The following is a 24,636-nucleotide window of genomic DNA, read 5'->3' as shown; positions in this document are numbered from 1 at the left end:
CCAGCAGCGATACGTCTAATACGTCCTTGTGTACCGGGTGATATCTCTAAGAGTATGGATCGTCCCGAACTCCCCCTGCCGCAGCTGCACGCCTTCGTCGTGCTCGCCGAGGAGCTCCACTTCGGCCGCGCAGCCGCCCGACTGGGCATCGCCCAGCCGCCCTTGAGCCAGCAGATCCGCCGCCTGGAGGACAAGGTCGGGTACGCGCTGTTCAGTCGCGAACCCGGACGCATCGACCTCACCCCGGCCGGGCGAGAACTCCATCCCGCCGCCCGGCACGCCCTCAGTCACCTCGCAGCGGCCCTGACAGCAGCCCGAGAGGTCGGCAGCGGCAGGGCAGGCCGCCTGCGGATCGGCTTCGCCGCCTCCGTCGCTCTGACCGTCCTGCCCAGCCTGCTGCGAAGCTTCCGGCAACGGTTTCCCGCGGTGGATCTGGACATCGCCGAGATGACCACCACGCCGCAACTGGCTGCCCTGCGCGACAGGACGATCGACATCGGCCTGCTGCGTGAACCACCTCCCCACGACGCGGAGCTCGACTTCGAGACCGTGCTGACCGAAGCGTTCGTGGCCGTCCTGCCCGCCTCACACCCGCTCGCGGCACGACGAACCGTCCCCGTCGAAGAGATGGCGGACTGCCCCTTCGTACTGCTGCCGCGCGCCGTCGGCCCGCCGCTGTACGACCAGATCACCGATCTCTGCACCGCCGCAGGCTTCACCCCTCACGTAACCCAACACGCTGTGGAATGGCAGACCGTGTGCGCCTTGGTGGAAACCGGTCTGGGCATTTCACTGGCCCCGGAAAGCATCCGACGCATCCGTCTCAAGGGCGTTGCCTTCCGCAGGATCTCACCCGACACCGTCCGTACACGAGTCGCCGTCGCCTGGCGAAAGAATGACACGAACCCACTGATCAGAGCGGTCCTGACCGCCCTCGACCACGATGCGCCGGACGGACTCTCCACGGAAGGAGCGCGATCAGGGCAGCGACAACGGTGACGAGTGCGGCAGTAAGTACCTGTTCCTGAGGTGCGTGAAGCGTTCGTCGGGGCCAGGACTCGAACAGGCGGCATCTCGGGCGTGGGTCCGTGCGCTGGCGCCGCCGACCGGGGAGGCTGGGCCGGGCGAGCATCCGGAGCGAGTGTCCGGTGAGTGCCGATCAGGTCTATGCGGCCCTGGTGACGCCGGGAGCCGAGGCCGTACTCGACCCCGAGCTGTGGCCGCAGGGCCCGCAGGAGGAGAACCGCCGACGGCTGCTCGGCGTCCTGCTGGCGAAGGCAGAGCTGGGGATCACCGCCGCACCGTGGTTGGGGGCCGACCGTGCGTAATCGCCGGCCGCGGCGGCCGGCCAGCCTGGAGTGGAGACCGCCGGTGTGGACGCCACCCGTCGGCTCCCCTGCGCCGGGGGTGAGCTGGCCGACGGCACGGCCGGCCGACGGCTGCGGGGCGTCAAGCCCAACTGCCGGGTCCCCTCAACGGACTCCGGGCACCGGCCCTCCGGCAGCCGCCAGCTGCCGACGCCGAGCGGTCATGACTTCGGGCGTGATCCCCCGGAATCCATCACGGGAGCACTGTCGACACGGCACTGTGTCATCGATAGGGAGATCAGGACTGCGAACGCCGCGACTGCGGCCAAGGTGCGGGCATCGTTGAACAGTTCCCACCGGCGCAGGATCTCCGCGTGGTCGGCGGGCGGCGCGGTGGCGGCCCACTCCTTGATGCGGCCGTTGATCGGGACGTTCCCGAACCGGGTGATCAGGAAGGACGTGACAATCAGGGCCCCTGCCGTGCCTGCGAGAACCCGGGCGCGGCTGCGTGCCAGGGCGGCCAGGGCGAGGGAGCTGAAGGCCGAGACCGCCATCGCTCCCTGCATGGTGATGCCGTTCATCTTCATCAGCTCGGTGTGGAAGTGGAGTCTCATGTCGATCGGCACGGCGTTGAAGGTCGGGACGAGGTTGGCGGCGCCGTAGCCGAAGGCTCCGGCGAGCAGGCCGGCGGACAGGAGGGCCACTCCCAGGAGGTACCGGATGCGCATGGTTCATGCCCCCTTGGCAGCTCGGGTGAAACGGTTGCTCGGTTCGCCTCGGAGCAGGCCGTCCGGTAGCCTGCGACCGAAGGTCGGCAGCGGGAGGCCCTGGGCTCTGCGGTACACCGGCGAGCCGGAGCCGTACGACCGGTCAAGGGCATCGGCGCACAGCCGGCTCCCGTCGAGGTCCACGCCGAAGAACCTCAGGATGGCAGGCCGGATCCCGTCGAGCGGAATGCGGATCCGGTCCTCGGGAACGCGCCGGTCACGGCCGAGCGCGACAGTGATGTCCAGGCCGTGCACCACCACGTCGTGACCGAGCGCCGCCGGGAGCCCGCCGATCGGTGGTGTCCAGGGGTGGTGGGTGTTGTCCCGCAGGAAAGCGACGAGTGCGGTGGTGGAACGGGCGGTCGCGTCCCCACGTGCGATCCGGTCGGTCGTTCGGTGGAGATTCCCGCGCGCCTCGGCCAGTTCGGCGAGCGCGGCAGGCAGGGACAGCCGGACGCCCGTCGACCTGTGAGCGGCGACCTCGCGAACCCTCCACTCCGTGCAGAGGCCCGGCTCGTTCCACTGATCGGCCGACAGACTGTCGAACAGGTCTGCCAGTTCTCGGCGTTCCGCCGCGATCGCTGCCCTGACCTCGGCCTCCGATTGCGTGCGTGTTGGCGCGTTCTCCATGTGATCAAGACTGCGGCCAGGGGAGCGATATCTCCAATAGACAGTTCTCCTGAGACCCAGAACCGCCAGTTATAGAGCTTCGTCGGTGGCGCTGTTCCCTCACCGTCGTCGAGGAGGCCGCTTCACCCGGGCCGCAGCCCGGCTGCATCTCGCGCCGCCCGGCCTCAGTGCCCAAATTCGCTATTTGGAGCATGAGTTGGGGCATAGTCTGCTCGACCGTTCAGGCCGGTCGGTGGCACCGACCGAGACGGGCCGAGCGGTCCTGCCGTACGCCCGTGCCGCACTGGCCACGGCGGACGCGTGCAGCAGGCGGTGGATGCGGACACGGGGCTCCTGCACGGACGGGTCACGCTCGGGCTGGTCTCCGGCGCCACCCGGCCACGCCTTCGCCATCGGCGCCTTCCTCGCGGACTTCCACGACGCCCGCCCCCCGCCCCGGTGCTGGGCGGCGACGTGCCCGGCCTGCCCTCCACGGTCCGTCCGGCAGCGGCGCGGTCCAGCCGATCGGCCGGCCCCGGTAGAGCAGCAGGTGGACGTCCTCGGCCTGCGGGTCGTCCCAGGAGGCCAGCAGCCAGCCCTCACCGACCGCCAGGTCCAGGTCGCCGAGGCGGTCCGGGTCGCCGAACCGCACTGTCGGGATCGTGCAGGCGACGCGGCGCAGCGCCTCGAAGGCCTTTGCCGGCTGCTCGGCCGGGGAGGCCGGGGCCGGCGCGGGGCCAGCGGGACGGATTTCGGCCCGGGTCGTTGTCCCGGGTGTGCCGGGGCCGGGCGCGGAGGCGGCTTACTTCGTCAGGCGGATTCGAGGATCGGGCGGATCTCGATCGTTTCCGGGGTGGGCAGTCCCTTGGCCAGTTCGACGGCTTCCTCCCGGTCGGCCGTCTCGAGGACGAACCAGCCTCCGAGGGTCTCCTCGCCGATTCCTGCCGGCCCCTCGGTCACCCGGGGCGAACCGTCCGGCGCCTTGCGCACGGTCACCGGAAGCGCGCGTTCGGTGTCGAAGGCTTCACCGCCGACGAGTTTGCCGGCGGCCGCGACGCGGCCGATCCAGGTCTCGTACGCCGTGCGGTAGGCGTCCCGGTCGGCTTGGATCCTGCGGCGCGACTCCGGCGTCTCGAAGATGACCAGTGCGAACTTCATGGATACTCCTCCTCTTCGGCCTCCGCGCGGAGACCGTGGCTGCGGGTTGGGGGGTCGGCGGTGCTCGGCAGCCGCTTCGCCGGGATGGGGGCTGTCAGTTGTCGCGGGGCCAGGGCGGGGTGGCCCGTCCGAGGAACTGGACGATCACCGCCCTCACACCGGGGCGGGAGTCCGGGCGGAGAGCCGCAGGGCCCACGAGATGCAGGTCAGGGCCGCGGTGGAGGCCAGCGCGCGGGCCAGGTTCCAGTGCACCCACGTGGTTTCGAAGGCGGCCCGGGCGGCGGCGAGGTCGGTGCCGCCGCCCGGCGGATCCGCGGCCGCCAGGCGGTCGTTGAGCGGCACGTTGGCCACGCCGGTGATCACGAGTACGGCCAGCTGGAAGGCGGCGGCCGCGCCGATCCACAGCAGCACGGTGCGGCTGCCGCCGGTCTTCAGTTCCACGAGGCCGGCGGCTCCGATCAGGACGAGGGCGCCCAGGAAGGACAGCATGAACCAGCCGTTGAGGATGGCCACGTTGATCCGCTGCATCGCCTCGACGAAGGTCCGGTCGTCGGCGCGGGCCAGGCCCGGCATCACCGAGCAGGCGTAGGAGTAGAAGAGTCCGGCGCTGAGCCCGGTGGTGACGGTCGCCCCGAGCAGGACGGCGGCGCGGAGGGTCGGCATGGTCACGGTTCCCGTTCGCTGGGATGGTCGTCGTGATGGGTGCGCGCGCCCGTGGTGGCGGTGGGCGGGGTGAGCGGCGGTTCGCCGGAGCGGAGCGCGGTCGCGGGCGGCCGGCGGGTGAACGTCGCGGGGCTCGGGCCGCAAGCTCGGATTCCTCCATGTCGGGGTCACTGCCCGGCGTCGGCGGCCCATTCGACGAACTGGACGATCACACCGTTGGGGTCGGTGACCTGGAACAGGCGCTCGCCCCACGGCTCCTGGCGCAACGGCATGGTGATCCGGGCGCCGGCGTCGCGCAGCAGCCGCTCCTGCTCCTGCAGTCCGGAGGCGACGGTGAAGGCCAGGATCAGACCGGCGGCGCGCTGGTCGCGCTGCTCGGGCGGCAGCACTTCGATGCCGCGGGCGAGCAGGACGACGTCGACCGCGTCCTCGCGCGACAGGGACGCGAAGCCGTCAGCGGTGTGCTGCACGGTGTACCCGAGGTGGGTGGTGAAGAACTCCCGGGAGGCGGCGACGTCGTCGACGGTCAGCGAGACGGTGGAAGCGGTGAACTGCACGGGATCTCCTTCGGCAGGTGGGACGGGTCGGTGGCCGCGGCGAGGTGACGACGTGGACGGTCCTGGGGCTGTCCGCCGCGGACGCCGCGGTCCAACGGACGGCGCAGTTCGGCGCTCACGCATCGGGAGCTTCGTCCCGCGTAAACGTTCCCCTGGCGCAAACTTTCGTCGGTGGTAAGTTAGCCGACCCCCAACGGGGTGTCAACATAAAACTGCGACGAGGGTAAGATTTCCCCATGGCTACTCAGACACCCGTCGCCGCAGGGCTGCGCGAGACGAAGAAGCAGGAGACCCGGCAGCTCATCTCCGACCACGCGACCAGGCTGTTCATCGCCCAGGGCTTCGAGCAGACGACCATCGCCGAGATCGCCGCCGCCGCCCGGGTCGCCAAGAAGACCGTCACCAACTACTTCGCCCGCAAGGAGGACCTGGTCCTGGACCACCAGGAGGCGTTCGCTGCCTCCCTGGCCGAGGCCGTCGCCGACCGGCACCCGGGGGAATCCGCGCTGGCCGCGCTGCGCCGCGCGTTCGCCGACGCCGTCGCCGCCCAGGACCCGGTCGCCGGGTTCTCCGGCCCGGAGTTCGCCCGCATGATCAGCGACAGCCCCACCCTGAGCACCTGTCTGCGGGGCCTGCACGACCAGCGCGAGCACCGCCTCGCCCGGGCACTCGCCGACGCCACCGGCGCCCAGGCCGACGACATCACCGTCCGCGCCGCGGCCGCGCTGCTCGGCGCCGTCCACCGCGTGCTGTTCCACCGCATCCAGGAACTCACCCTCGCCGGACACCCCAACGACCGGATCGCCCGTACCGTCACCGCCGAGGCCGCCCAGGCCTTCGACGTCCTGGAGCCCGCCCTGTCCGGCTACGCAACCGCCTGAGGACTTGAGGTCTCCGCGAAGATCACCGCCCGGCGTGTCCGTCCGTGCAAGCCCGCCCCGGCAGCAGCGAATCGATCACCGCCGCTGAGGGCCCGTCAACGACCTTCTGGAGGTACCGCGTCGGCTGGTCGTGGATACCGTGCTGCACGGATCCACCCCCCGGGCACTGGGCCGGACAGCACGGCGGTGGCTGAGGTTGTCGCCGTACCGGGGTCAGGGGCCGACGAGGCGGACCGGGGTGGTCAGGAAGAGGAGCCGGTCGGCGGCGGCCGGGCGGAAGTCGAAGACGCCGGTGAACGGGCCGGTGATCAGCACCCCCTTCTTCGCACCGGATGTGGTGCTGCATCAAGCTGATTCCCTCCCCTATGGAGGCACCTGGCGCGGGCATTCGGGCATGACGCCGTTCTTCCTTGCGATGGGTGCCGCTTGGGAGTCATTCGACATGGCGGAGCAGGAGTTCCTCGCCGCCGGTGAGACTGCGGTAGTGCTCACCCAGGTCCGTGCTCGCGCTCGTGCGACAGGCCGCGAACTCTCCTTCCCGATCCTGCAGGCGATCACGGTCAAGGACGGGAGGATCACCGAGGTCCGTCCGTTCTACTGGGACACACGGGTCATCGCCGACGCCTGCGCAGCGCCGAGGGCGACCGGCTGATCCGGATGGTGAGTCCGCTGGTCACTACCACTGGTTGATGGCCGCTACCAGAACGGTTGCCGCATAGCGGACCGCGAGGGTCGTACGGTGTTGCCTCTCAGCAGAGAGTCCCGGTGCCGTCCAGCGGCCCGGAGCGGGGTCGGTCACCAGCAAGGACACCCGATGGTCAAGAACCACGCGGAAGAACGCCGCCCGGGCCGCGCCGCCGAGACCGGCGAGAACCACCAGGCCGTCGGCGCCGCGTGGCTTACGAGGCCGACGGCAGGTCGCGGCGGGGTGTCCGCGCACACCCCGTCAGATCGCCCACAGACACGTCCAACGCCTTTGTGAGGACCTCTTACCGCCAGTCGGTGGTGGCGGCGATGACGACCTGGGCCAAGGCCACGGGTTGATTGCGGGCAATGAGGTGTCCAGCGCCCGGGATGAGCCGGACTGCGGTGTGGGGAGCCAGCCGCAGCAACTGGTCGATGTCCTCGCCGGTGAGCGACGAGCCGTTGTCGCCATGGACGAGCAGGACGGGCAGGTCGAGTTCCGCAGTGATCTGACGTAGGCGGGGAACCTGGGCGAGGATGTCTTCGACGAGCTCGGTGTGGGTGCCGAGCAGGCCTGCGGAGGCGAGGAAGCCGCGGACCCTGGCGGGTTCGAGGCAGGGGACGACGTCGACCAGCACCAGCCCTGCCACCCTGGCTCGCACTGCCGGATCCCCGAGGGCGGCGATGGCGGCGAGGCCGCCGAGTGAGGCACCGACGACCACGCTTGCTGGTGGCTCGGCGTGCACCATCGCGGTGATGTCGTCCGCGTACGAGGACAGCGTCCGAGCACGGCCCCCGCTGTCGCCGTGGCCTCGCTGATCGAAGGCCACGCACCGGTACCCGGCATCGACGAGGACCTCGCTGACCGGCCCCCACACCTGCCGGCGTTCGCCGCCGGCGTGAAGGAGCAGAAAGGTCGGTCCGACACCGACCTCTTCCCCGCGCAGGATCACATCGGGGCGCGTGATCCGTCGTACTCGTGGCAAGGTAGGGCCGGTCATGAAACTGACACCTTCCCTCCGTGTCATGTGAGGTCCCAGGTGATCTTGGACAGTTCGGCACAGGGATGTCTCTGTTCACGAGTTTCGGTTCTGGCTCAACTTCTGTGATCCAGCTACCCCGTCATTAGCCTCGGCACGGTACGCGTCAACGATCGTGAGCAGCAGTGACACGTTCGGGATGTCGGCTACTTTCTCGGAAGCGGCCGAGAACAGCTTGCCGGTTCTGCTGACGGTTACGCGGCCGCCTGTGGTCGACACCGTGGCCTCACTCCAGGGGATGAGGCCCCGCTTTCCCCGTATCCCGGCCTCGCTGATGGTGAACTTCCCGAAGGTCAGGGACTGTCCGTCGTCCAGCGCTGCCCGCGCGCTGGAGATCAGGGCGCGGGTGACCTGTTCCTCGGCCCGCCTGCCGAGGAGGGCGTACTGGCGGGCCGGCGAATCGGCACCTTCCGCATGCTCGTCGTAGGAGCCGATGATCGGTATTTTCGTGCCGTTCGATCCGATCAGGGTGTAGGAGAAGGACATCGACTCGCGTTTCAGCTGCGGGTGGCGGGTGACGGTGACGTCCCGGAACAGCTCTGTCGTCTCGTCCCAACGCAGCGCCAGCGGAGCGGCCCCCTGATCGTGCCGGACAAGGCCGTACTCGAACTCATAGACCCGGTTCCCGGAGACCTGCTGGCCGGGAACGGCGACCAGCGGAACGGCGAGGGTCTTGCAGTGCCGGCCGAGCCGCCGCTCACCGGCGATCCGGGCGACCTCGGGCGGCACGTCAGCCGATTCGGAGGCGAAGGCGGACCAGCCGGGCCGCCGAAAGCGGACGCGGCGCACGACGCCGCTGCGGTCGACGACGAGCCGGCACAGTTCCTTGTCCGCGGCCAGGACGTGCCAGCCTCGCCCGTCCGGAGCGTGCGTGTGGGCGTACAGCGAGAAGGAGTAGACGGTCTGGAGCCGCTCGGCCGCGACCTTGATCCCGCCGTCCCCGCCCGCGCGCGCATCGAGATGCTCTTGCAGATGCTCCTTGGCCTCGGCCTCGGTGCCGAAGAGCCGAGAATTGAAGGTCACCCTGAAGCCGATGGGTGCATCTGCGTCCGGAACGACTGCGGCCCATCCCCAAGTCCCCACCTCCTCAGGCTAACTCGGCCGGACCATGAAGGCGTGACCGGGCGGCCGCTCCGGACGTCCGGGGCCTGCCGGTAGAGGGGTTGACCTGAGACCCTCGTCCTGCCTTGGCTCTCGGGCGGCCTCGCGCCCTGGACCGGTGTGCGCAAACGACAAATACCGCCGCTTGGTGCGGGTTGATGCTGGTGGCTCGCCTGTTCACCTGTCGTCGGTTCGTGATGGGGACGGGCCTGCCGGTGACTCGGCGTCATCTCGGCAGGGGTCAAGTCGGGTTCATCACCAGACCTTTTCCGTAGCGCCGGTCGCTGCGGCGCGTTCGATGGCCGCGAGCAGCCGGTGATGGGCTGCGGCGGTGTGGAAGTCGGGTTGGGGCCGGCGCCCTTCGGCGATCGACTCGGCGATCTCCTGGTAGAGGGCCGCGACGTTGGCGACCGGTCCACCGGCAGGGTCGAAGGGGACGGTCCGGTAGTGGTCGGGCACCTGCACCTGCTCGCCGCTGACCCGGATGTCCCAGTCGGTCCAGTGCATGTACGTGCCTGGTCGGGTGGGGGCAACCGTCACAGTGCCCTCGGAGCCGACGAGCTTGATGAGGAAGCCGTCCGGGGCTCCCACTGCCTCCGTGTACGGCGACGGACGCGGAGGCGCCGTTCTCCAGGACGCCGTGGAGCAGGACCTGTGCGGGCACGCCGTTGGGCACCGTGCGGCCGGTTCCCGTGACGGCGACGTGGTCGTGCGGGCGGGGCAGTCTCGCGGAGACCTCGACCAGCCTGCCGGCCATCCGGTGCAGGGTGGCCAGGAAGTGGCCGACCATGATGGTCAGGAGTGAGGTGCCCGCAGTCGGGTCGGTGGTCCATGCCAGCTCCGGCGCGATCCGGGGGCCGCCCAGTGGGTCGCCGGCGGCGACCAGGACGGCCGACTCGAGTCGGCCGATCGCGCCGGCGGCGATCAGGTCGGCGACGTACCGGGCGTCCGGGGACTGGTACCCCTGCAGGTTCACGGCGTGCACGACACCGGCCGCACCGGCCGCTCGGGCGAGGTCCTCCGCTTCTGCGGCGTCCACACCCAACGGCCATTCGGACAGCACGTGCTTGCCCGCCTCCAGCGCGGCCCTGATCACCTCGGCGTGCCCGGACGCCCGGACCGACACCACGACCAGGTCCACGTCGGGATGGGCAGCAAGGGTTTTGGCATCGGTGAAGGCGCGTGGTACGCCGTGGGCAGCCGCCGCCTTGTCGGCGCTGGCCCGGTTGGTCGTCGCGACCGCGGTCACCTCAAACGCGGCGAGTGCGGCGAGTGCGGGCAGGTGCGATGCGCCGGCCCAGCCGCTCGCTCCCACAACCCCGACCCTGATCATGTGCCCTCCCCTTGTTCTGTACCGATCGATACGAAACTAGGAGACTCGGGGCCGGGATTCAAGGGGTAACGTACCGATAGGTAAAAAACTTGAGGAGGTGCCGCATGTCAGGCGGTCGCCCACGTGCCTTCGACCCGGAAACCGCGCTCGACCGGGCACTGGAGGTCTTCTGGCGGCAGGGCTACGAGGGGACGTCCCTGTCGGACCTGACCGCGGCCATGGACATCAACAGGCCGAGTCTGTACGCGGCTTTCGGCAACAAGGAACAGCTGTTCCGAAAAGTGCTCGACCGCTACTTCACCAGCCCCGGAGCCTTCGCCGCCGAGGCCCTCGAGGCGCCCACCGCGCAGACCGTGATCGAACGGCTGCTCCTCGGGGCCGTCGAGCTGACCACGGGGCGCGACACCCCGCACGGATGCCTGAGCGTCAACAGCGTCCACGCCTGCGGCCCGGACTCCGAACCGATCCGCCAGGAGGTGATCGCACGGCGAATGGCCGGCGAAGCCGCGCTCCGCCACCGCTTCGAGCAGGCAGCCGACCTCCCGGCAGACACCGATCCTCGCGTCCTCGCCCGGCTGGTGTACACCGTCACCGACGGCATCGCCGTACAGGCGGCGAGCGGCTGCACCCGCGACCAGCTGCACCAAGTGGCCGACCTGGCATTGCGTAGCCTGTTCCAGCTGCCCAGCTGACCGGACGTCACTGCTTGTGGCAGCGGTACAGCCGTCGGCCCCAAGGGATCGCTTGGTGATCCGGGGGCGCCTGCCGGTGGGGCGGCTCGGCCGCCGGAATCGGCGTCATGGGGCACCGAGCGGTTGGCGCTCGGCCGCGTCCGGCTCCCGCGATCGGTGACGCCTGCTGGGCGTGTGCTCCCGCCCTGGTGACGGTGCCGTGTTTAGCGTTGGCGGTGATGAACGAGGCGACGCGTTGAATCGTGATGCGGATCATCCAGGCACGTCACCTGGTGAGGACAGGCCGGATCTCCGGCTGTTCCTGGACGATCAGTCGGAGGGCATCGCTCAGCAGTTGCGTGCTCTGGCCAGGGCGAAGGACCGGCTGCAGGGGCTGCTGTCGGCGGTGCTGGCCATCGGCAGCGAGCTGGACCTGCCGACGGTGCTGCACCGTATCGTCACGACCGCCATGGACTTGGCCGACGCGCGCTACGGCGCGCTCGGCGTGCTCGCACCCTCTGGCGACCACCTGGAGCAGTTCGTCACCGCCGGCCTGACCGACGACGAACGCGGGGCCCTCGCCGGGATCGACTTCCCCCACGGCCGCGGCGTGCTCGGGCACCTGATCCACCACCCCGAGCCGCTGCGGGTGGACGACATCCCCTCCCACCCGGCCTCGGTCGGATTCCCGCCCGGCCATCCGCCCATGCGCACCCTGCTCGGCGTGGCGGTCAGCGTCCGCGGCGAAATCTACGGCGACCTCTACCTCTCCGAACGCCATGACGGCCGGCCGTTCGACCAGGACGACGAAGAGGTCGTACGCGCCCTCGCCGGAGCCGCCGGCATCGCCATCGAGAACGCCCGCCTGTTCAGCTACATGCGCGACAGCGCCGAACAGTTCCAGCGCCTGCTGCTGCCCACCCTGCCGGACCTCACCCCGTTCTCCGGCGCCGCGATCTACCGCACCGCCGCCGAACCGGCGAGCGTCGGCGGCGACTGGTACGACGCCGCCGTCCTGCCCGACCACGCCTGCGCGGCCGTCATCGGCGACGTCGTCGGCCACGACCTGCAGGCTGCCGCCGCCATGGCCCAGACCCGCAACATGCTCCGCGCCCTGCTCTACAACCGCAAGACGCCGCCCAGCGCGGTGCTGACCCAGCTCGACCACACCGTCCAGGCCATCACCGACCTGCCCGTCACCACCGCGCTGCTGGCCCGGATCGAACCCGCCGCCGACGGCTGGATCCTCCACTGGACCACCGCCGGCCACCTCCCCCCGCTCATCCTCACCCCCGACGGACCCGCCCGGTACCTGCACGCCGAACCTGGCATCCCTCTCGGCGTCGACCCCGACATCCGTCGCCCCGACCACACCCACCTCCTGCCTGGTGGCACCACCGTCCTGCTCTTCACCGACGGCCTCGTCGAACACCCCGGTCACGCCATCGACGACCGCCTCGCAGCCCTTGCCGACCTCGCCGCCGCCCACGCCCACCAGCCCCTGGACGACCTCGTCCGCGCCCTCGCCGACAACCACCCCAGCGACGGCCACGACGACATGGCCATCCTGGCCATCCGCACCCCCACCGAAGACCGACTCGACGGGCCGCTCCTGGTCGAAGGGTGACGCCGGGCCTGCGGCGGCCGCCGAGGGCGTCCCGAGCGCAGGCCCGATCGACCGCACCGTCCGCGTGATGCCGCAGCTGCGAAACCGTGGCCGCATGACCCCCGCAGCCTTGACGGACGACCGAGAGGCACCCCCGGGCGGAGCCCGCCGACCGGGGCGGGTGGGCTGCCGGTCACCGCAGCCCCGCCACCCGGCCGTCCGCCCGGTCCTCCCTCCGGTCCTCCGCCCGGTCGTCCGTGCCGAAGGTGCGGCGGTAGGAGGCGGGTGAGACGCCGAGCGCTGCCCGCATGTGGGCGCGCAGGGAGTTCGCGGTGCCGAAGCCGGCCCGGTGGGCGACCAGGTCGATGGAGAGGTCCGTGGTCTCCAGGAGCTGTTTGGCCAGTTCGAGCCGCTGAGCGGTGAGCCACTGGACCGGGGTCATGCCGACCTCGTCGCGGAAGCGCCGGGTGAACGAGCGCAGGCTCATCCGGGCGTGCTCGGCGAGCCGGCCGAGGGGCAGCGGTTCGCCGAGATGGTCGAGGGCCCAGGCCCGGGTGGCGCTCGTGTCGGCGATGGCGGGGTCGGGGACCGGACGGTCGATGTACTGGGCCTGCCCGCCGTCCCGCCACGGTGGTACCACGCACATCCGGGCGGTCCGGTTGGCGACGGCCGCGCCGTGGTCGCGGCGGATGATGTGCAGGCAGAGGTCGACGCCCGCGGCCACCCCCGCGGAGGTGAGCACGTCGCCGTCGTCGACGAAGAGCACCTCCTCGTCGACCTTGACCGCCGGGTAGGCGCGGCGGAACTCGGGGGCGAGGTTCCAGTGGGTGGTCGCCGGCCGGCCGTCGAGCAGCCCGGCCGCGGCGAGCACGTAGGAGCCGGAGCAGATGGACACCAGCCGGGTGCCGGGGCGGATGCGGGCGACGGCCGCGGTGACCTCGGGCGGCAGCGGACCGCCGCGCCCCAGCTCCGGCATCGCGTGGGTGGGCGGGACGACCACGGTGTCGGCCACGGCCAGGGCTTCCGGGCCGGCGGCCGGCTGCACGGTGAAGCCGGCGTCGCTGAGGACGGCGCTTCCGTCGGCGGTGCAGACCGTGACCTCGTAGAGCGGGCGGCCCGCGGCGTCCTGGGCGCTGCCGAAGACGCGCGAGGGGATGCCGAGTTCGAACGGCGGGACCCCGGGCAGGGCCAGCACGGCGATCCGGTGCGGCCCGGGCACCGCCGCCGCCCGGTGCGAGGTGTTCTGCGGTGCTTCGTCCCGGATCCGTCCCATGGCCAGATCCTGTCACATAGTGGCCGGACGGCCAACACCATGGACGCCCCGGATGCCGGATGGTTGACCCCGTCGTGCCGGGGACCCCGGCGGTGAAGCGAGTCGACCGGTCCGACCGGACCGGGGAGAACGAGGCGTACGGACATGCGTGCAGTGGTGGTGGAGCAGTGGGGCGGACCCGAGCAGCTGGTCGAGCGGGAGCTGGCGCGGCCCGAGCCCGGGCTGAACGAGGTCCTGGTGCGGGTGCACGCGGCCGGGGTGAACCCGGTGGACTGGAAGACCCGGGCGAGCGGGGGCCTGATCGAGTGGGGCGACGTACCGGCGGTCGGCTGGGACGTGTCCGGCACCGTGGCGGCGGTCGGCCCCGGGGTGGGCGTCCACCGCCCCGGCGACGAGGTCTACGGGATGCCGCTGTTCCCCCGCCAGGCGGGCGCGTACGCGGAGTACGTGGTGGCGCCGGCCAGGCACCTCGCCCCGAAGCCGGCGGGTCTGACGCACGTGGAGGCGGCGGCCCTGCCGCTGGCCGGGCTGACCGCCTGGCAGGCCCTGGTCGACGCGGCGGACGTGCGCCCCGGTGAACGGGTGCTGGTGCACGCGGCGGCCGGCGGGGTCGGCCACCTGGCCGTCCAGATCGCCAAGGCCCGCGGCGCCCACGTCATCGGCACGGCCAGCGCGGGCAAGCACGGGCTGCTGCGCGAACTGGGTGCGGACGAGGTCGTCGACTACCGGGCGGTGCGGTTCGAGGACGCCGTGTCCGACGTGGACGTGGTGCTCGACGGGCTCGGCGGCGAGATCGCCGAGCGCTCCCTGGCGGTCCTGCGGCCCGGCGGCCGGCTGATCACCCTGCCCGGCCCGGACGACGTGCCCGCCGCCCGCGACGGCGTACGGGCCGACTGGGTCCTCGTGGAACCCGACCACCTGGGCCTGCGCGAGCTGACCGCCCTGGCCGACCGGGGCGCACTGCGGCCCGTGGTCGAGACCGTCCTTCCGCTCGGCCAGGCGGCGAAGGCCCACGAACTCGGCGAGCGGGGCCGCACCACCGGCAAGATCGTCCTGACCGTCGTCTGACCGGTCGGCCGGGCGGCAGGCACCCACCCTCCGCCCGGCTGCTCGGGTCTGCCCGCGGGCCGCCCGTCCAGCGCATGGCGGAGACGGCGGGGCCGGCCCCTGCTACCGGGCCAGGGCTTCGGGCGCGACGCCGGCGGCCTTCGACCTGCGGACCTTGACCTTGGCCTTGGTCAGCCGTGTGAGCGCGGCCGAGACGTCGGCGGCCTGGGCGTCGGTGAAGGCCGCTTTGAGGATGGTCGCGGCCACGGGCGCTCCGCCCGGCCTCTTCACCAGGACCGACCAGGCCAGGGGGGTGTCGGTGGCTCGGGTGACCGACACCCACGGGAACCTCAGCTCCCCGGACGCCGTCCGGATGACAGCCTCCTGATCGGTCATCACGACCGACGTGGGACCCGCCTGGCGCTGGGCGGCACGGGAAGCGACCTTCTTGGCGACCACGGTGATGTTCTGGACCTGGATCAGGCAGGCGATGAGCGCGGCGACCGCGAAGAGGACACCGCCCGCCGCCAGGCAGAGCAGAGCGAGGAGCAACCAGGCACCGGCGACCGCCCAGCGCACTGCCGGTGCGGGGACGTTGGCTCTCACCGCGGTGGCGAGCTCCTCAGGTGCTGCGTCGTACTCCACCTGGACGTTCATGTTCGTTTCGTTCCTTCGTTCGCAAGAGGGCACATCATGGCCGGGGCGCCGCGCCCGACACAAATGCGATGCGGCGGCGCGGCCCGGGCCGCCTTCACCGCGCAACTGTCGGGGGCGGGCTGCGGCGGGGCGGCGAATGTGCCAAGAGAGGGCCTTCGGGGCACCAAGCGGATGAATCATGCGTCGCGGACGACTGGCGCGCCGGGATCCGGGATAGGGGGGACAGGGCCCGTTGGCGTCGTGGTCACGCGGCGGCCCGGGCCCGCATGCGCACGGCCCCCGGAACGTGATGTGGAAAGCGAGCCCGATGTCCTGTCCGCTCCCCCGGCCGGCACCCGCTGCGAGGCCCCTGTTCGCGGTGGAGGGGGTGGACCCCGACGTGCCGGGCGCGGTCGGCCGGGTGCTCGACGAGCACTTCGACCGGTGGGTCGTTCGAGCTGCTGCCATCGACGGGACGTTCGCCGCCGACATCGCGCGCCGGGTGGCGGCGTTCACCCGGCGCGGTGGCAAGCGAACCCGGGCGCAGTTCCTCTGGTGGGCGATGCGTGCCTGCCGCTCCGGGGACGTGCCGGGCGGCGCGGCCCTGACCGCTGCCGCCGCGGTGGAGCTGTTGCAGACCTGCGCGCTCGTTCAGGACGACGTCATGGACGGCTCCGACAGGCGCCGCGGCGGGCAGGCCCTCCACGCGGACGTGGCCGCGCAGTACGCCCCTGGTGCCGGTGCCCGGCCGGCGGCGGACCTGGGGGCCTGCTCGGGTGTCCTGGCCGGGGATCTGGCTCTCGTGTGGGCCGACGATCTCGTCTTCACGGCGCTGGCGCAGGTGCGCCCGCACCGGCGCGAGCAGGTGCGGGACATCTGGTCGAACCTTCGGCTGGAGCTGGTGGCCGGTCAGTACATGGACCTCCATGGCCAGGTGACCCGCTCCCGTTCGCCGGGGCGGGCGGTGCGGACCGCGTGCCTGAAGAGCGCGATGTACTCGGTGGAACGGCCCATCCACCTGGGTGCCGCGCTGGCCGGTGCCGACCGGCAGCAGACGGGGGCCCTGCGCCGGGCGGGCCGTTGTGCGGGCATCGCCTTCCAGCTCAGGGACGACCTCGACGGGCTCTTCGGGGATCCGGCGGACACCGGCAAGCCCTGCGGTGACGACGTGCGGGCGGGCAAACCCACGTTCCTCGTCGCGGTGGCGCACGCCCGGGCCGTCGCTCGCCGTGACAGCGCGTCCTTGGATGTGCTCGGGCGCTGCCTGGGCGATCCGGACCTGGACGACGGCGGCCTGGCAGAGGTCCGGCGGGTCCTGGTCGCCACCGGGGCCCGGGCGGCGGTCCAGGCCAGGATCGAGCGCCTGTCCGAGCGCAGCCTGGAGCACTTGGAGAGAGCCCGGCCACAGGCTCCGGGCGCCGAACGGCTGGCGGACCTGCTGAGGGCGGCGGCGGGACTGGCGCGTGGTCCGCTCCGCGGTGAAGAGGGCGGCCCGTGAGCCGCGCCGCGCCGGCGGCCGATCACGTCGTCGTCGTGGGAGCCGGCCTGGCCGGGCTGTCGGCAGCCTGTCACCTGATCGGTGCGGGACGGCGCGTCACCGTGGTCGAGCGGGGGGACGTGCCCGGCGGCCGGGCGGGGTGCATCCGCCGCGGCGGCTACCACTTCGACACCGGCCCCACCGTGCTGACCATGCCGCACCTGGCCGACGAGGCGTTCCGGGCCGTCGGCACCTCGCTGCGCGAGCACGTCGACCTGCTGCCGCTGCGCCCGGCTTACCGAGCCCGCTTCGCGGACGGCAGCGCATTGGACGTGCACACGGACGCGCAGGCGATGGAGGCCGAGGTGGAGCGCTTCGCCGGGCCGCGGGAGGCGGCGGGCTACCGGGAGCTGCGCCACTGGCTCACCCGGCTCTACCACGCGCAGATGCGGCGCTTCATCGACACCAACTTCGACTCTCCCTGGCAGCTGCTCAACCCGGACCTGGCCCGCCTGGCGGCGCTGGGCGGATTCGGCCGGCTCGCCCCGCGGATCGGACGCCATCTGCGCGACGAGCGGCTGCGCCGGGTGTTCTCCTTCCAGTCCCTTTACGCCGGGGTGGCTCCGGGCCGGGCGCTGGCCGCCTACGCGGTCATCGCCTACATGGACACCGTGGCCGGGGTGTGGTTCCCGCGCGGCGGCATGCACGCCCTTGCCCGGGCGATGGCGGGGGCCGCCGCGGCGGCTGGTGCCGGGTTCCGGTACGGGAGCACGGTCGTGCGTCTGGAGCGGTCGGGGCAGCGGGTGACGGCCGTCGTCACGGACCGCGAGCGCATCCCGTGCGACGCGGTCGTGCTCACGCCCGACCTGTCCGCGACGTACCGGCTGCTGGGACGGGCGCCGCGCCGTTGGACGCCGTTGCGGTTCTCGCCGTCGGCGGTCGTCCTCCACCTGGGCACTGACCGCACCTGGCCCCAACTGGCGCATCACACCCTGTCGTTCGGCCATGCCTGGGAACGGACCTTCGACGAACTGACACGTACCGGGGATCTGATGACGGACCCCTCGCTCCTGATCACCCGGGCGACGGTCACCGATCCGTCGCTCGCCCCGGCCGGCCGGCACACCCACTACGTCCTGGCGCCGGCGCCCAACACCGTCGTCGGCCCGGACGCCGCGGCCTGGAACGTCCTGGCGCCGGGCTACCGCCTCCACCTGCTGGACACCCTGGAGCAGCGCGGTCTCACCGGCATCGCCGGGGCCGTCGAGGAGGAGTGCCTGGTGACTCCGGCCGACTGGGCGGCCCTGGGGTACGCGGCGGGCACACCCTTCTCCGTGGCCCACACCTTCACCCAGACCGGTCCGTTCCGGCCGCGCAACCTGGTGCGGGGGCTGGAGAACGCGGTGGTGGCCGGCTGCGGCACCACCCCGGGCGTCGGCGTTCCCACGGTGCTGATCAGCGGGAAGCTCGCCGCCGCCCGCCTCATCGGCACGCCGCGCCCGGGCCGCCGCGTACCAGCGCCCGTGGCCGTTCCCGGTCGGCGGGGCGGCGCATGACGGCCCGTGAACTGGACGCCGCGGGCGTGACGGCGCCGGCCCTGCGGGCGGCGTACACCGCCTGTCGCGACCTCAACGCCCGGCACGGGCGCACCTACTTCCTGGCCGCTCGGCTGCTGCCGGTGGAGCGCCGGTGCGCCGTCCACGCCCTGTACGGCTTCGCGCGCTGGGCGGACGACATCGTCGACGGGCTGGACCGGCAGGAGACGCCCGTCGAGCGGGACCGCCGGCTGGGGCTGCTGGAGGAGGACCTGGCCGCGGGCCTGCGGGGCGGCGGCGCGGACCAGCCGGTGGTGCGGGCGGTCGCGGACACCGCCGACCGGTACGGCATCGACCCGGGGCTGTTCACCGACTTCCTGGCCTCGATGCGCGCCGACCTCACCGTCACCGACTACCCGACCTACCAGGACCTCTACCGCTACATGCACGGTTCGGCGGCGGTGATCGGCCTGCAGATGCTGCCCGTGCTCGGGACGGTGACGGGCCGGGCCGAGGCCGAGCCGTACGCGGCGGCCCTCGGAGTGGCGTTCCAGCTGACCAACTTCCTGCGCGACGTGGGTGAGGACCTGGACCGCGGCCGGGTCTACCTGCCCGGCGACCTGCTCGCGGCCCACGGGGTGGACCGGCCGCTGCTGGAGTGGAGCCGGCGCACCGGCCGTGACGACGCCCGCATCCGGACTGCCCTGGTCGCCGCCGCCGGGGTGGCCCGCGGCGTCTACCGGGACGCGGAGCCCGGCATCGCGATGCTGGATCCCAGGGTCCGGCCCTGCATCCGGACCGCCTTCGTGCTCTACGGCGGCATCTTGGACGCGATCGCCGGGGACGGGTACGCGGTGCTGCACCGGCGTTCGGCGGTGCCGGTGCGCCGGCGCGCCGCAGTCGCGGCGGCGGGGCTGGCGCGCGTGCTGGCCGCCCGGGGGCGGGCGGCTGTGCGGGGCGACCTGCCCGCCGGCCCGCCGCCCTGCCGTTCGGCGGGCCCGGGCGGCCGGAGGGCAGGGCGGTGAGCGCGTGGCCCGGGCGGCAGTGGACCTCGCCGCTGCGGCTGCGCCGGGGCCCCGCCTGGGCGCGGCAGGAGCCGTCGTGGCAGGCGGCGAAGCCGGCACTGATCGCCTCGGCCCTGGAACGGGCGGCGTCCCGGCCGTTCGGGAACTGGTACGTGGTCGGCGCGGCCGGGAGCATCGCCTCCCGCGGCCGCCCGTGCGGGCGCCTGGTGGGCGGGACGGAGTTGGTGCTCTGGCGGGACGGCGGCGGGACGCTGCGGGCCGGGTCGGGGATCTGTCCGCACCTGGGCGCACCGCTCAGGGACGGCCGGGTGGTGGGCGGCACACTGGTGTGCCACTGGCACGGTCTGGTGCTGGACGGCGGGCGGACCGCCGGGTGGAAGCGCTACCCGGTCTACGAGGACGGGGTGCTGGCCTGGGTGCGGCTGGACGCCGTCGGCGGCGAGGAGCCCTGGCAGCAGCCGGCGGTGCCGCGGCGCCCCGCCCCGAAGGGGGCCGTCACCGCGGTGTACACCGCGGTGGGCCGGTGCGAGCCCGAGGACGTGGTGGCCAATCGGCTCGACCCGTGGCACGGCTCCTGGCTGCATCCCTACGCGTTCGCGGACCTCAGGGTGGTGGAGGTGCCGGACGGCGCCGGGGCCGGGCAGGACGGGTTCGTCGTCGACGTGTCGTTCCGGGTGGCGGGACGGCTGGTCGTACCGGTGCGTGCGGTGTTCACCGCGCCCGGGCCGCGGACCGTCGTGATGCGCATCGCCGAGGGCGAGGGAGCCGGCTCGGTGGTGGAGACCCATGTCACCGCGCTCACCGCCCCCTTCTCCCCCGCCCCGCGTTCGGCGGTCGTGGAAGCGGTGGTCGCCTCGTCCGGACGGCGCGGCTTCGCCGTGGCCCGGGCGCTCGCTCCGGTCCTGCGGCCGGTGGTGCGCCGTACGGCCGGGCGGTTGTGGCGCGACGACCTGGCCTATGCCGAGCGCCGCTGGGCCCTGCGCAGCACCGGCCGCTTCCCCGGATGAGCGCCCGGGCGGCCCGCCGGCCTCCGGTCAGCGGGCCGCCCGGCGGGCCAGGGCTCGCAGCGGGCGGCAGCGCCCGGCCCGGGGGACGGACCACAGGGTCTGGCCGGCCACGCCCCAACGGGCGAGCAGGGCGTTGGCGGCCTGGAAGCCGGTGGTGGCGGCGCGTTCCATCAGGGCGACGGGCAGGTCGGTGCGGATCAGGTCCCCGGCGAGGACGACGGTGGGGTGCGGGGTGATGACGCCCGGGCGGCGCGGCCATCCGCCGACCGGGAACGCCGGGCAGTCGCTGCGCCATTCGTGGCGCACGTCCACGGTGCGGGCGCCGCGGGTCTCCGGGTAGACCTCGTGCAGCCGGGCCGTCATGCGTTCCTGGACTCCTTCGCGGTCGGCGTCCTCGTCCACGCCGTAGGCGTGCAGTTCGACCACCGATCCGCCGGTGCGGGCGGCCCACCGGGCCGCTTCCCCCTCCCAGCGGTCGAGGACGCTGATGTTGTCCAGCCCGTCGTAGCCGCTGGTGCCGAGGAAGCCGGGACGGTGCGCAGCGAGCGGGCGGTCCAGCCAGAGCCGGGAGACCAGGAACGGCGGCGCGGTGCGCAGGGCGGCGATGTCGGCGCGCCACCGCGGGTGGCCCAGGTGCTCCGAGGCGGCGACCAGGCGCCGTAGGCCGCCGGCATCGAGGGCCAGGACGACGGCCTGGTGGCGCTCGGCCCCCCGGGCCGGGGTCACCACCTCGATGTCGCCGTCGGCCAGCGGCCGGACCCGGTCGACGGGGGAGGCGGTGCGCAGATCGACGCCGAGCGCGCCCAGGTAGTCGGCGAGGGGCTGCCACAGGGCCTGCGGGTAGGGCTCGGTGGGGACGTCGAACAGCAGTCCTTCGGAAGATCCGAGGAAGTAGATGTGGAACATCAGCAGCAGTTCGGCGGCGGACAGCCGGCGCGGGTCGGTGAAGAAGCTGCGGGAGAACACTTCGAAAGCGAGGTGGTGGGCAGCGCGGGGGAAGTTGATCCTCTGCAGGAATTCGTGGGCGCTGGTGCCGTCGTACCGTTCGAACACCTCGGGTACGCGGACGTCGAGCAGCGGCAGGGCCGCCCGCGTGTCCAGGGCGGCCAGGTCACGCAGCCCGAAGGTGGGGCTGAGCAGGACGAAGCCGGCTGCGCTGAGCGGAGGGGTGCGCGGTACCCGGGCGAAGCTGTCGGTCAGTCCCGAGCGGTGGCGCAGTGGGTAGTCGGGCAGGGCGGCCAGCCGGGTGAGCCCCGGGTCGGTACGCCGCAGCAGGCCGCGCAGGTTGTAGTACTGGCGGAAGAAGGCGTGGAAGCCGCGGCTCATGGTGGCCGCCGAGCCGTCGGCGAGGCGGGTGGACCAGCCGGCGACCCGCCCGCCCAGGACCGGCTCCCGTTCGTGGAGGGTCACCGCGATGCCGCGTTCGGCGAGTGCGGTGGCGGCGGCAAGGCCGGCGATGCCGCCACCGACGACGGCGACCCGGGGCGGTTCGGCTCCGGGGAAGCGGGCGTGGCCCGGTGCGGCCGGCACCGTTTCGGCCCGGCGGTCGCGGCCGCGCCGGGCGGCGGGTGTCGTGTTCTTCACGCGTGCGCCTGCGGGTCGGCGGGGCCCGGCCGCGTCGCGGCGGCCCCGGGCGGGGCGGCGGCCGGGCGGGGGCGCGCGGCCAGGAAGGTGTGGACGATGCCGGTCTGCCATCCGGCCGCCGGCAGGGTGCGCACCGGTGCGAATCCCGCCCGTGCCAGGCGGGCGGCGAAGTCCGGTGCGGTGTCGAAGTCCAGGACGCTGCGGCGCAGGTGGCGGTAGAGGGCGCGGTCGCCGGTGAGTGCTCCGGCGGGTTCGATGACCGTGCGGCAGACGGCGTTCCACAGCATCCGGTGCGCCGCCGAGCCGCTGAGGCTGTACTCGTGGACGGCCAGGCGCCCGCCCGGGCGCAACAGGGCGTGCACGCCGGCGAGGACGGCGTCGGGGTCGGTGGTGTTGCGGAATAGGTACGCCGCGAACACCGCGTCGTAGCGCTGCCCGGCGCCGGGCGTGGCCGCGGTTTCGGTACCGGTCTCCACCAGGTGTTCGGCGGTGCGGTGAAGGAAGGTCACGTTCCGCGGCCAGGACTTCGCGGCCGCCCGCGCCAGCATGCCGGCGGAGGCGTCGACGGCGGTGATCCGGGCGTGCGGCGCGGCCTCGAGCAGCGCCCGGGTAGAGGCCCCCGTGCCGCAGCCGAGGTCCAGCACGTGCAGGCCGACCCCGCCGTCGGACAAGCGCAGGCGGCGGGCCGAGCGGCGCAGGGCGGCGAGGTGGCCGGGGTTGAGAGCGGTCAGCAGGTCGTAGGCCGGTGCGGCGTGGTCGAAGGCACGCACGAGGTCGCGGTCGTGCAGGAGCGGCGTCATCGGAGCTCCTCGGAGGAGTTCGGGGCGTGTTCCGGTCCGCTGCCGGCCAGGGCCCGGCGAGGCAGCAGGGGGAGTTCGGCGGCGCAGCGCAGCATCGGGCCGACGGGGCAGCGCAGGCCGATGCGCAGTTCCTCGGCGGGGGTGCTCCTGCCGTCGAGGAAGCGCAGGACCTGTTCGGCGGGGGTGCGGCGGAACAGGTCGGTGAAGAAGCGGGGGCCGTCGATCCGGCCGGTGTCCAGGGCGCGCAGCAGGACGGCGTCCATGGCCAGGGCCCGTCGGCGGTGGGGTGCGGGCGCGGGTGCGGTGCGGCCGGGTGTCGGTGGCCGGGCGAGGGCCGCGGCGATGGCCCGGCTCTGCCGCTGGATGGCGGCGAAGGTGTAGCCCGTGGCTGGGCGGGTGGCGCCGCCGGCGGTGCCGATGCGTACGTGTGCGGGCCCGGCACGGCGGGGGAAGCGGCCGTCCGTCATGGGGATGACGCCCTGTTCGGCCTCCGCCACCGTGAACGGGCCCAGGCCGAGGATGCGGTGGGTGTAGTCGTGCAGCGCGCGCTCGTAGTCGGCGGTGGTCAGGGGACGTCGGGAGAACTCGGTGTACTCCACGAGGGCGCGGTCGGGGGCCAGGGGAAGGACGTAGCCGAAGGCGAGGCCGTGTGCGGGCTGCGGGAGGCGGAAGTCCATCAGGTGGGCGGTCGAGGGGTCGAAGCGCGGGCGGTCGGTGTGCACGAACCAGCCGCGGAAGTGTTGCAGGAGGGTGGTCCGGGCCAGCGGCGGCCGCACGGGCGGCCTGGAGTCGAAGACGTAACGGGCGTCGAGGGTGAGCGGGCGTCCGGCGGGGTCGGTGGCGACCACGCGGGCGCCCGGGCGTCCGTCCGGCCGGGTCTGCACCCGTTGTACGGTGGCGCGCACGATCCTGGCGCCGGGGTGGGCATCGAGGCGGTCGTGGACCAGTTCCTCGAACGCGGTGGAGCGCAGCATTCGGTAGCGCAGTGGGGCGGGTTCCGACTCGACGGCGTTCCCGTCGGGGCCGGTGATCCGCAGCCGGGACCACTGCGCGGTGACAGCCTGCTCGTACTCCCCCGGGCGGTCGTCCCAGAAGCACCAGGTCCGCGGTGGCGGGCGCAGCGGACCCTCGGGGGTCTCGACGACGGTCAGGTCGAGCCAGGGGCCGGGCCGGTCTCCCCCGTGTCCGTGCCCGTGTCCGTGTCCGACCAGCCAATTGGCGAGACTGAGTCCTGCGGCTCCTCCGCCGATGACGACCAGGGGGCGGGCCCCGGCTTCAGCGGTCCTTCTCAACCTCAACCTGCCTCCGCCTTCCGGCTTGGACGGGGTCTGACGGCGGTCTGCGCCCGGACTGTCCGCTGGCGGTCAGACAGGCCCGGCGGGCATCGTCCCAGGCGCGCGGCGGTGTCGACGGCGTTGTCGCGTTCCGGGCGTGTCACGTGCGACAGAACCTGCCTGGAGATGTGGTGGCCATCGAGAAGACGGCAGCGCGAGAGGGCAGCGCAGAGCGCACGGGAGATCCCCGTCCGGGCTGAAGGCGGATACGGACAGCGGTGCACACCGCCCGACCCGCACCCGGACGGCAGTCGGCCCGGCAGGGATCAGGGGGAGAAGGCCCGGACGAAGCCGGACGGGTCACCGTGCTCAGACGGAGCGGTGACAGGTCGCGGAACACGCGTGCGCCAGGTCGACGTCCAGTCGACGGCTCAGGTACGCGTGGCGATGCGCAGCCGTCATGCTGACGGGCCGACAGACAGTCTGATAAGGCCCGTCTCACGGTTAGAAGCGATTCCCAAACCGAAGGCAGGGTCACGTTTTCGCAGGTGAGGTGTGTGGCCGTCGCTCGGTAGGCATGCTCGGACCGTCGTGTTGGTGC

The 24,636-nt window shown here is 72.8% G+C and carries 25 protein-coding genes and 2 pseudogenes; 12 read left to right on the top strand and 15 right to left on the bottom strand.

Going from position 1 to position 24,636, the window contains the following annotated elements; all coding sequences use genetic code 11:
- Window positions 1-54 precede the first annotated feature (54 nt).
- The gene (locus ABT247_RS09625) at window positions 55-999 is read left to right on the top strand and encodes a LysR family transcriptional regulator (RefSeq protein WP_350740658.1); all 945 of its coding nucleotides are present in this window, start codon (window positions 55-57) and stop codon (window positions 997-999) included.
- 149 nt (window positions 1,000-1,148) lie between these two features.
- The gene (locus tag ABT247_RS09620) at window positions 1,149-1,328 is read left to right on the top strand and encodes a hypothetical protein (RefSeq protein ID WP_350740656.1); all 180 of its coding nucleotides are present in this window, start codon (window positions 1,149-1,151) and stop codon (window positions 1,326-1,328) included.
- A 200-nt stretch (window positions 1,329-1,528) separates the two neighbouring features.
- Here ABT247_RS09620 and ABT247_RS09615 read toward each other — a convergent pair whose 3' ends face one another.
- Window positions 1,529-2,035, bottom strand: coding sequence for an anthrone oxygenase family protein (locus ABT247_RS09615; protein ID WP_350740654.1), 507 nt, complete (start codon window positions 2,033-2,035; stop codon window positions 1,529-1,531).
- Between the two features lie 3 nt (window positions 2,036-2,038).
- Entirely contained in the window at window positions 2,039-2,704 is a 666-nt protein-coding gene (locus ABT247_RS09610) for a maleylpyruvate isomerase family mycothiol-dependent enzyme (protein WP_350740651.1), read from the bottom strand.
- 85 nt (window positions 2,705-2,789) lie between these two features.
- On the opposite strand from ABT247_RS09610, the pseudogene ABT247_RS33630 reads away from it, so the two are divergent.
- Window positions 2,790-2,900: pseudogene (locus tag ABT247_RS33630) on the top strand (helix-turn-helix domain-containing protein); the annotation flags it as partial.
- A gap of 150 nt (window positions 2,901-3,050) precedes the next feature.
- On the opposite strand, the gene ABT247_RS33625 reads toward ABT247_RS33630, so the two are convergent.
- The 4 genes from ABT247_RS33625 to ABT247_RS09590 form a co-directional block, all read right to left on the bottom strand.
- The gene (locus ABT247_RS33625; protein ID WP_502892418.1) at window positions 3,051-3,335 is read right to left on the bottom strand and encodes a hypothetical protein; all 285 of its coding nucleotides are present in this window, start codon (window positions 3,333-3,335) and stop codon (window positions 3,051-3,053) included.
- Window positions 3,336-3,493: 158 nt separating this feature from the next.
- On the bottom strand, window positions 3,494-3,841 hold the full coding sequence (locus ABT247_RS09600; protein WP_350740648.1) for a YciI family protein: 348 nt from the start codon (window positions 3,839-3,841) through the stop codon (window positions 3,494-3,496).
- Between the two features lie 153 nt (window positions 3,842-3,994).
- Complete coding sequence (locus ABT247_RS09595; RefSeq protein ID WP_350740645.1) at window positions 3,995-4,504, bottom strand: anthrone oxygenase family protein; 510 nt, start codon at window positions 4,502-4,504, stop codon at window positions 3,995-3,997.
- A 167-nt stretch (window positions 4,505-4,671) separates the two neighbouring features.
- On the bottom strand, window positions 4,672-5,061 hold the full coding sequence (locus ABT247_RS09590; protein WP_350740642.1) for a VOC family protein: 390 nt from the start codon (window positions 5,059-5,061) through the stop codon (window positions 4,672-4,674).
- A 236-nt stretch (window positions 5,062-5,297) separates the two neighbouring features.
- Between ABT247_RS09590 and ABT247_RS09585 the strand changes: the two genes are divergently transcribed.
- Entirely contained in the window at window positions 5,298-5,942 is a 645-nt protein-coding gene (locus tag ABT247_RS09585; RefSeq protein WP_350740640.1) for a TetR/AcrR family transcriptional regulator, read from the top strand.
- A 304-nt stretch (window positions 5,943-6,246) separates the two neighbouring features.
- The gene (locus tag ABT247_RS09580) at window positions 6,247-6,594 is read left to right on the top strand and encodes a nuclear transport factor 2 family protein (RefSeq protein ID WP_350740637.1); all 348 of its coding nucleotides are present in this window, start codon (window positions 6,247-6,249) and stop codon (window positions 6,592-6,594) included.
- A 337-nt stretch (window positions 6,595-6,931) separates the two neighbouring features.
- Here ABT247_RS09580 and ABT247_RS09575 read toward each other — a convergent pair whose 3' ends face one another.
- The 4 genes and pseudogenes from ABT247_RS09575 to ABT247_RS33620 form a co-directional block, all read right to left on the bottom strand.
- Complete coding sequence (locus ABT247_RS09575; RefSeq protein WP_350740634.1) at window positions 6,932-7,627, bottom strand: alpha/beta fold hydrolase; 696 nt, start codon at window positions 7,625-7,627, stop codon at window positions 6,932-6,934.
- 75 nt (window positions 7,628-7,702) lie between these two features.
- The gene (locus ABT247_RS09570; protein ID WP_350740631.1) at window positions 7,703-8,689 is read right to left on the bottom strand and encodes a DUF6585 family protein; all 987 of its coding nucleotides are present in this window, start codon (window positions 8,687-8,689) and stop codon (window positions 7,703-7,705) included.
- A gap of 333 nt (window positions 8,690-9,022) precedes the next feature.
- Window positions 9,023-9,358 carry a hypothetical protein gene (locus ABT247_RS09565; RefSeq protein WP_350740690.1) on the bottom strand — a complete coding sequence of 112 codons (336 nt, stop codon included), beginning with the start codon at window positions 9,356-9,358 and terminating at the stop codon, window positions 9,023-9,025.
- Window positions 9,359-9,413: 55 nt separating this feature from the next.
- A pseudogene (locus ABT247_RS33620) lies at window positions 9,414-10,100 on the bottom strand (Gfo/Idh/MocA family protein); the annotation flags it as partial.
- Window positions 10,101-10,204: 104 nt separating this feature from the next.
- Here ABT247_RS33620 and ABT247_RS09555 point away from each other — a divergent pair.
- Window positions 10,205-10,792 (top strand): TetR/AcrR family transcriptional regulator, encoded by a 588-nt coding sequence (locus ABT247_RS09555; RefSeq protein WP_350740628.1) that lies wholly within the window; start codon window positions 10,205-10,207, stop codon window positions 10,790-10,792.
- Between the two features lie 334 nt (window positions 10,793-11,126).
- The gene (locus ABT247_RS09550) at window positions 11,127-12,398 is read left to right on the top strand and encodes a PP2C family protein-serine/threonine phosphatase (RefSeq protein ID WP_502892417.1); all 1,272 of its coding nucleotides are present in this window, start codon (window positions 11,127-11,129) and stop codon (window positions 12,396-12,398) included.
- Window positions 12,399-12,570: 172 nt separating this feature from the next.
- Here the strand turns inward: ABT247_RS09550 and ABT247_RS09545 are convergent, their stop codons facing one another.
- Window positions 12,571-13,650, bottom strand: coding sequence for a GlxA family transcriptional regulator (locus tag ABT247_RS09545; RefSeq protein ID WP_350740625.1), 1,080 nt, complete (start codon window positions 13,648-13,650; stop codon window positions 12,571-12,573).
- Between the two features lie 144 nt (window positions 13,651-13,794).
- On the opposite strand from ABT247_RS09545, the gene ABT247_RS09540 reads away from it, so the two are divergent.
- Complete coding sequence (locus tag ABT247_RS09540) at window positions 13,795-14,718, top strand: NADP-dependent oxidoreductase (RefSeq protein WP_350740622.1); 924 nt, start codon at window positions 13,795-13,797, stop codon at window positions 14,716-14,718.
- Between the two features lie 102 nt (window positions 14,719-14,820).
- On the opposite strand, the gene ABT247_RS09535 is transcribed toward ABT247_RS09540, so the two are convergent.
- Window positions 14,821-15,354, bottom strand: coding sequence for a hypothetical protein (locus tag ABT247_RS09535; RefSeq protein WP_350740619.1), 534 nt, complete (start codon window positions 15,352-15,354; stop codon window positions 14,821-14,823).
- Window positions 15,355-15,721: 367 nt separating this feature from the next.
- On the opposite strand from ABT247_RS09535, the gene ABT247_RS09530 reads away from it, so the two are divergent.
- The 4 genes from ABT247_RS09530 to ABT247_RS09515 are packed head-to-tail and all read left to right on the top strand — an operon-like array spanning window position 15,722 to window position 20,377.
- Window positions 15,722-16,831: a polyprenyl synthetase family protein gene (locus ABT247_RS09530; protein ID WP_350740616.1), complete on the top strand. Its 1,110-nt coding sequence runs from the start codon at window positions 15,722-15,724 to the stop codon at window positions 16,829-16,831.
- Complete coding sequence (crtI, locus tag ABT247_RS09525; protein ID WP_350740613.1) at window positions 16,828-18,366, top strand: phytoene desaturase family protein; 1,539 nt, start codon at window positions 16,828-16,830, stop codon at window positions 18,364-18,366. The genes ABT247_RS09530 and crtI overlap by 4 nt, the downstream gene beginning before the upstream one ends.
- Window positions 18,363-19,370, top strand: a complete 1,008-nt coding sequence (locus ABT247_RS09520; RefSeq protein ID WP_350740610.1) for a phytoene/squalene synthase family protein — start codon at window positions 18,363-18,365, stop codon at window positions 19,368-19,370. Before crtI ends, ABT247_RS09520 begins: the two co-directional genes overlap by 4 nt.
- A complete protein-coding gene (locus ABT247_RS09515; RefSeq protein WP_350740607.1) occupies window positions 19,367-20,377 on the top strand; it encodes a DUF5914 domain-containing protein in 1,011 nt (336 codons plus the stop codon). Before ABT247_RS09520 ends, ABT247_RS09515 begins: the two co-directional genes overlap by 4 nt.
- Window positions 20,378-20,404: 27 nt before the next feature.
- Here the strand turns inward: ABT247_RS09515 and ABT247_RS09510 are convergent, their stop codons facing one another.
- Genes ABT247_RS09510 through ABT247_RS09500 form a run of 3 tightly spaced genes read right to left on the bottom strand, consistent with a single transcriptional unit; the run spans window position 20,405 to window position 24,053 of the window.
- Window positions 20,405-21,961 (bottom strand): FAD-dependent oxidoreductase, encoded by a 1,557-nt coding sequence (locus ABT247_RS09510; protein WP_350740602.1) that lies wholly within the window; start codon window positions 21,959-21,961, stop codon window positions 20,405-20,407.
- On the bottom strand, window positions 21,958-22,761 hold the full coding sequence (locus tag ABT247_RS09505) for a methyltransferase (RefSeq protein ID WP_350740599.1): 804 nt from the start codon (window positions 22,759-22,761) through the stop codon (window positions 21,958-21,960). Before ABT247_RS09505 ends, ABT247_RS09510 begins: the two co-directional genes overlap by 4 nt.
- Window positions 22,758-24,053, bottom strand: a complete 1,296-nt coding sequence (locus tag ABT247_RS09500; protein ID WP_350740597.1) for a lycopene cyclase family protein — start codon at window positions 24,051-24,053, stop codon at window positions 22,758-22,760. Before ABT247_RS09500 ends, ABT247_RS09505 begins: the two co-directional genes overlap by 4 nt.
- Window positions 24,054-24,636: the final 583 nt, after the last annotated feature.

Source organism: Kitasatospora sp. NPDC001539 (genome assembly GCF_040298565.1).
Classification (GTDB): domain Bacteria; phylum Actinomycetota; class Actinomycetes; order Streptomycetales; family Streptomycetaceae; genus Kitasatospora.
This window is presented reverse-complemented; position numbering and strand designations above follow the sequence as displayed.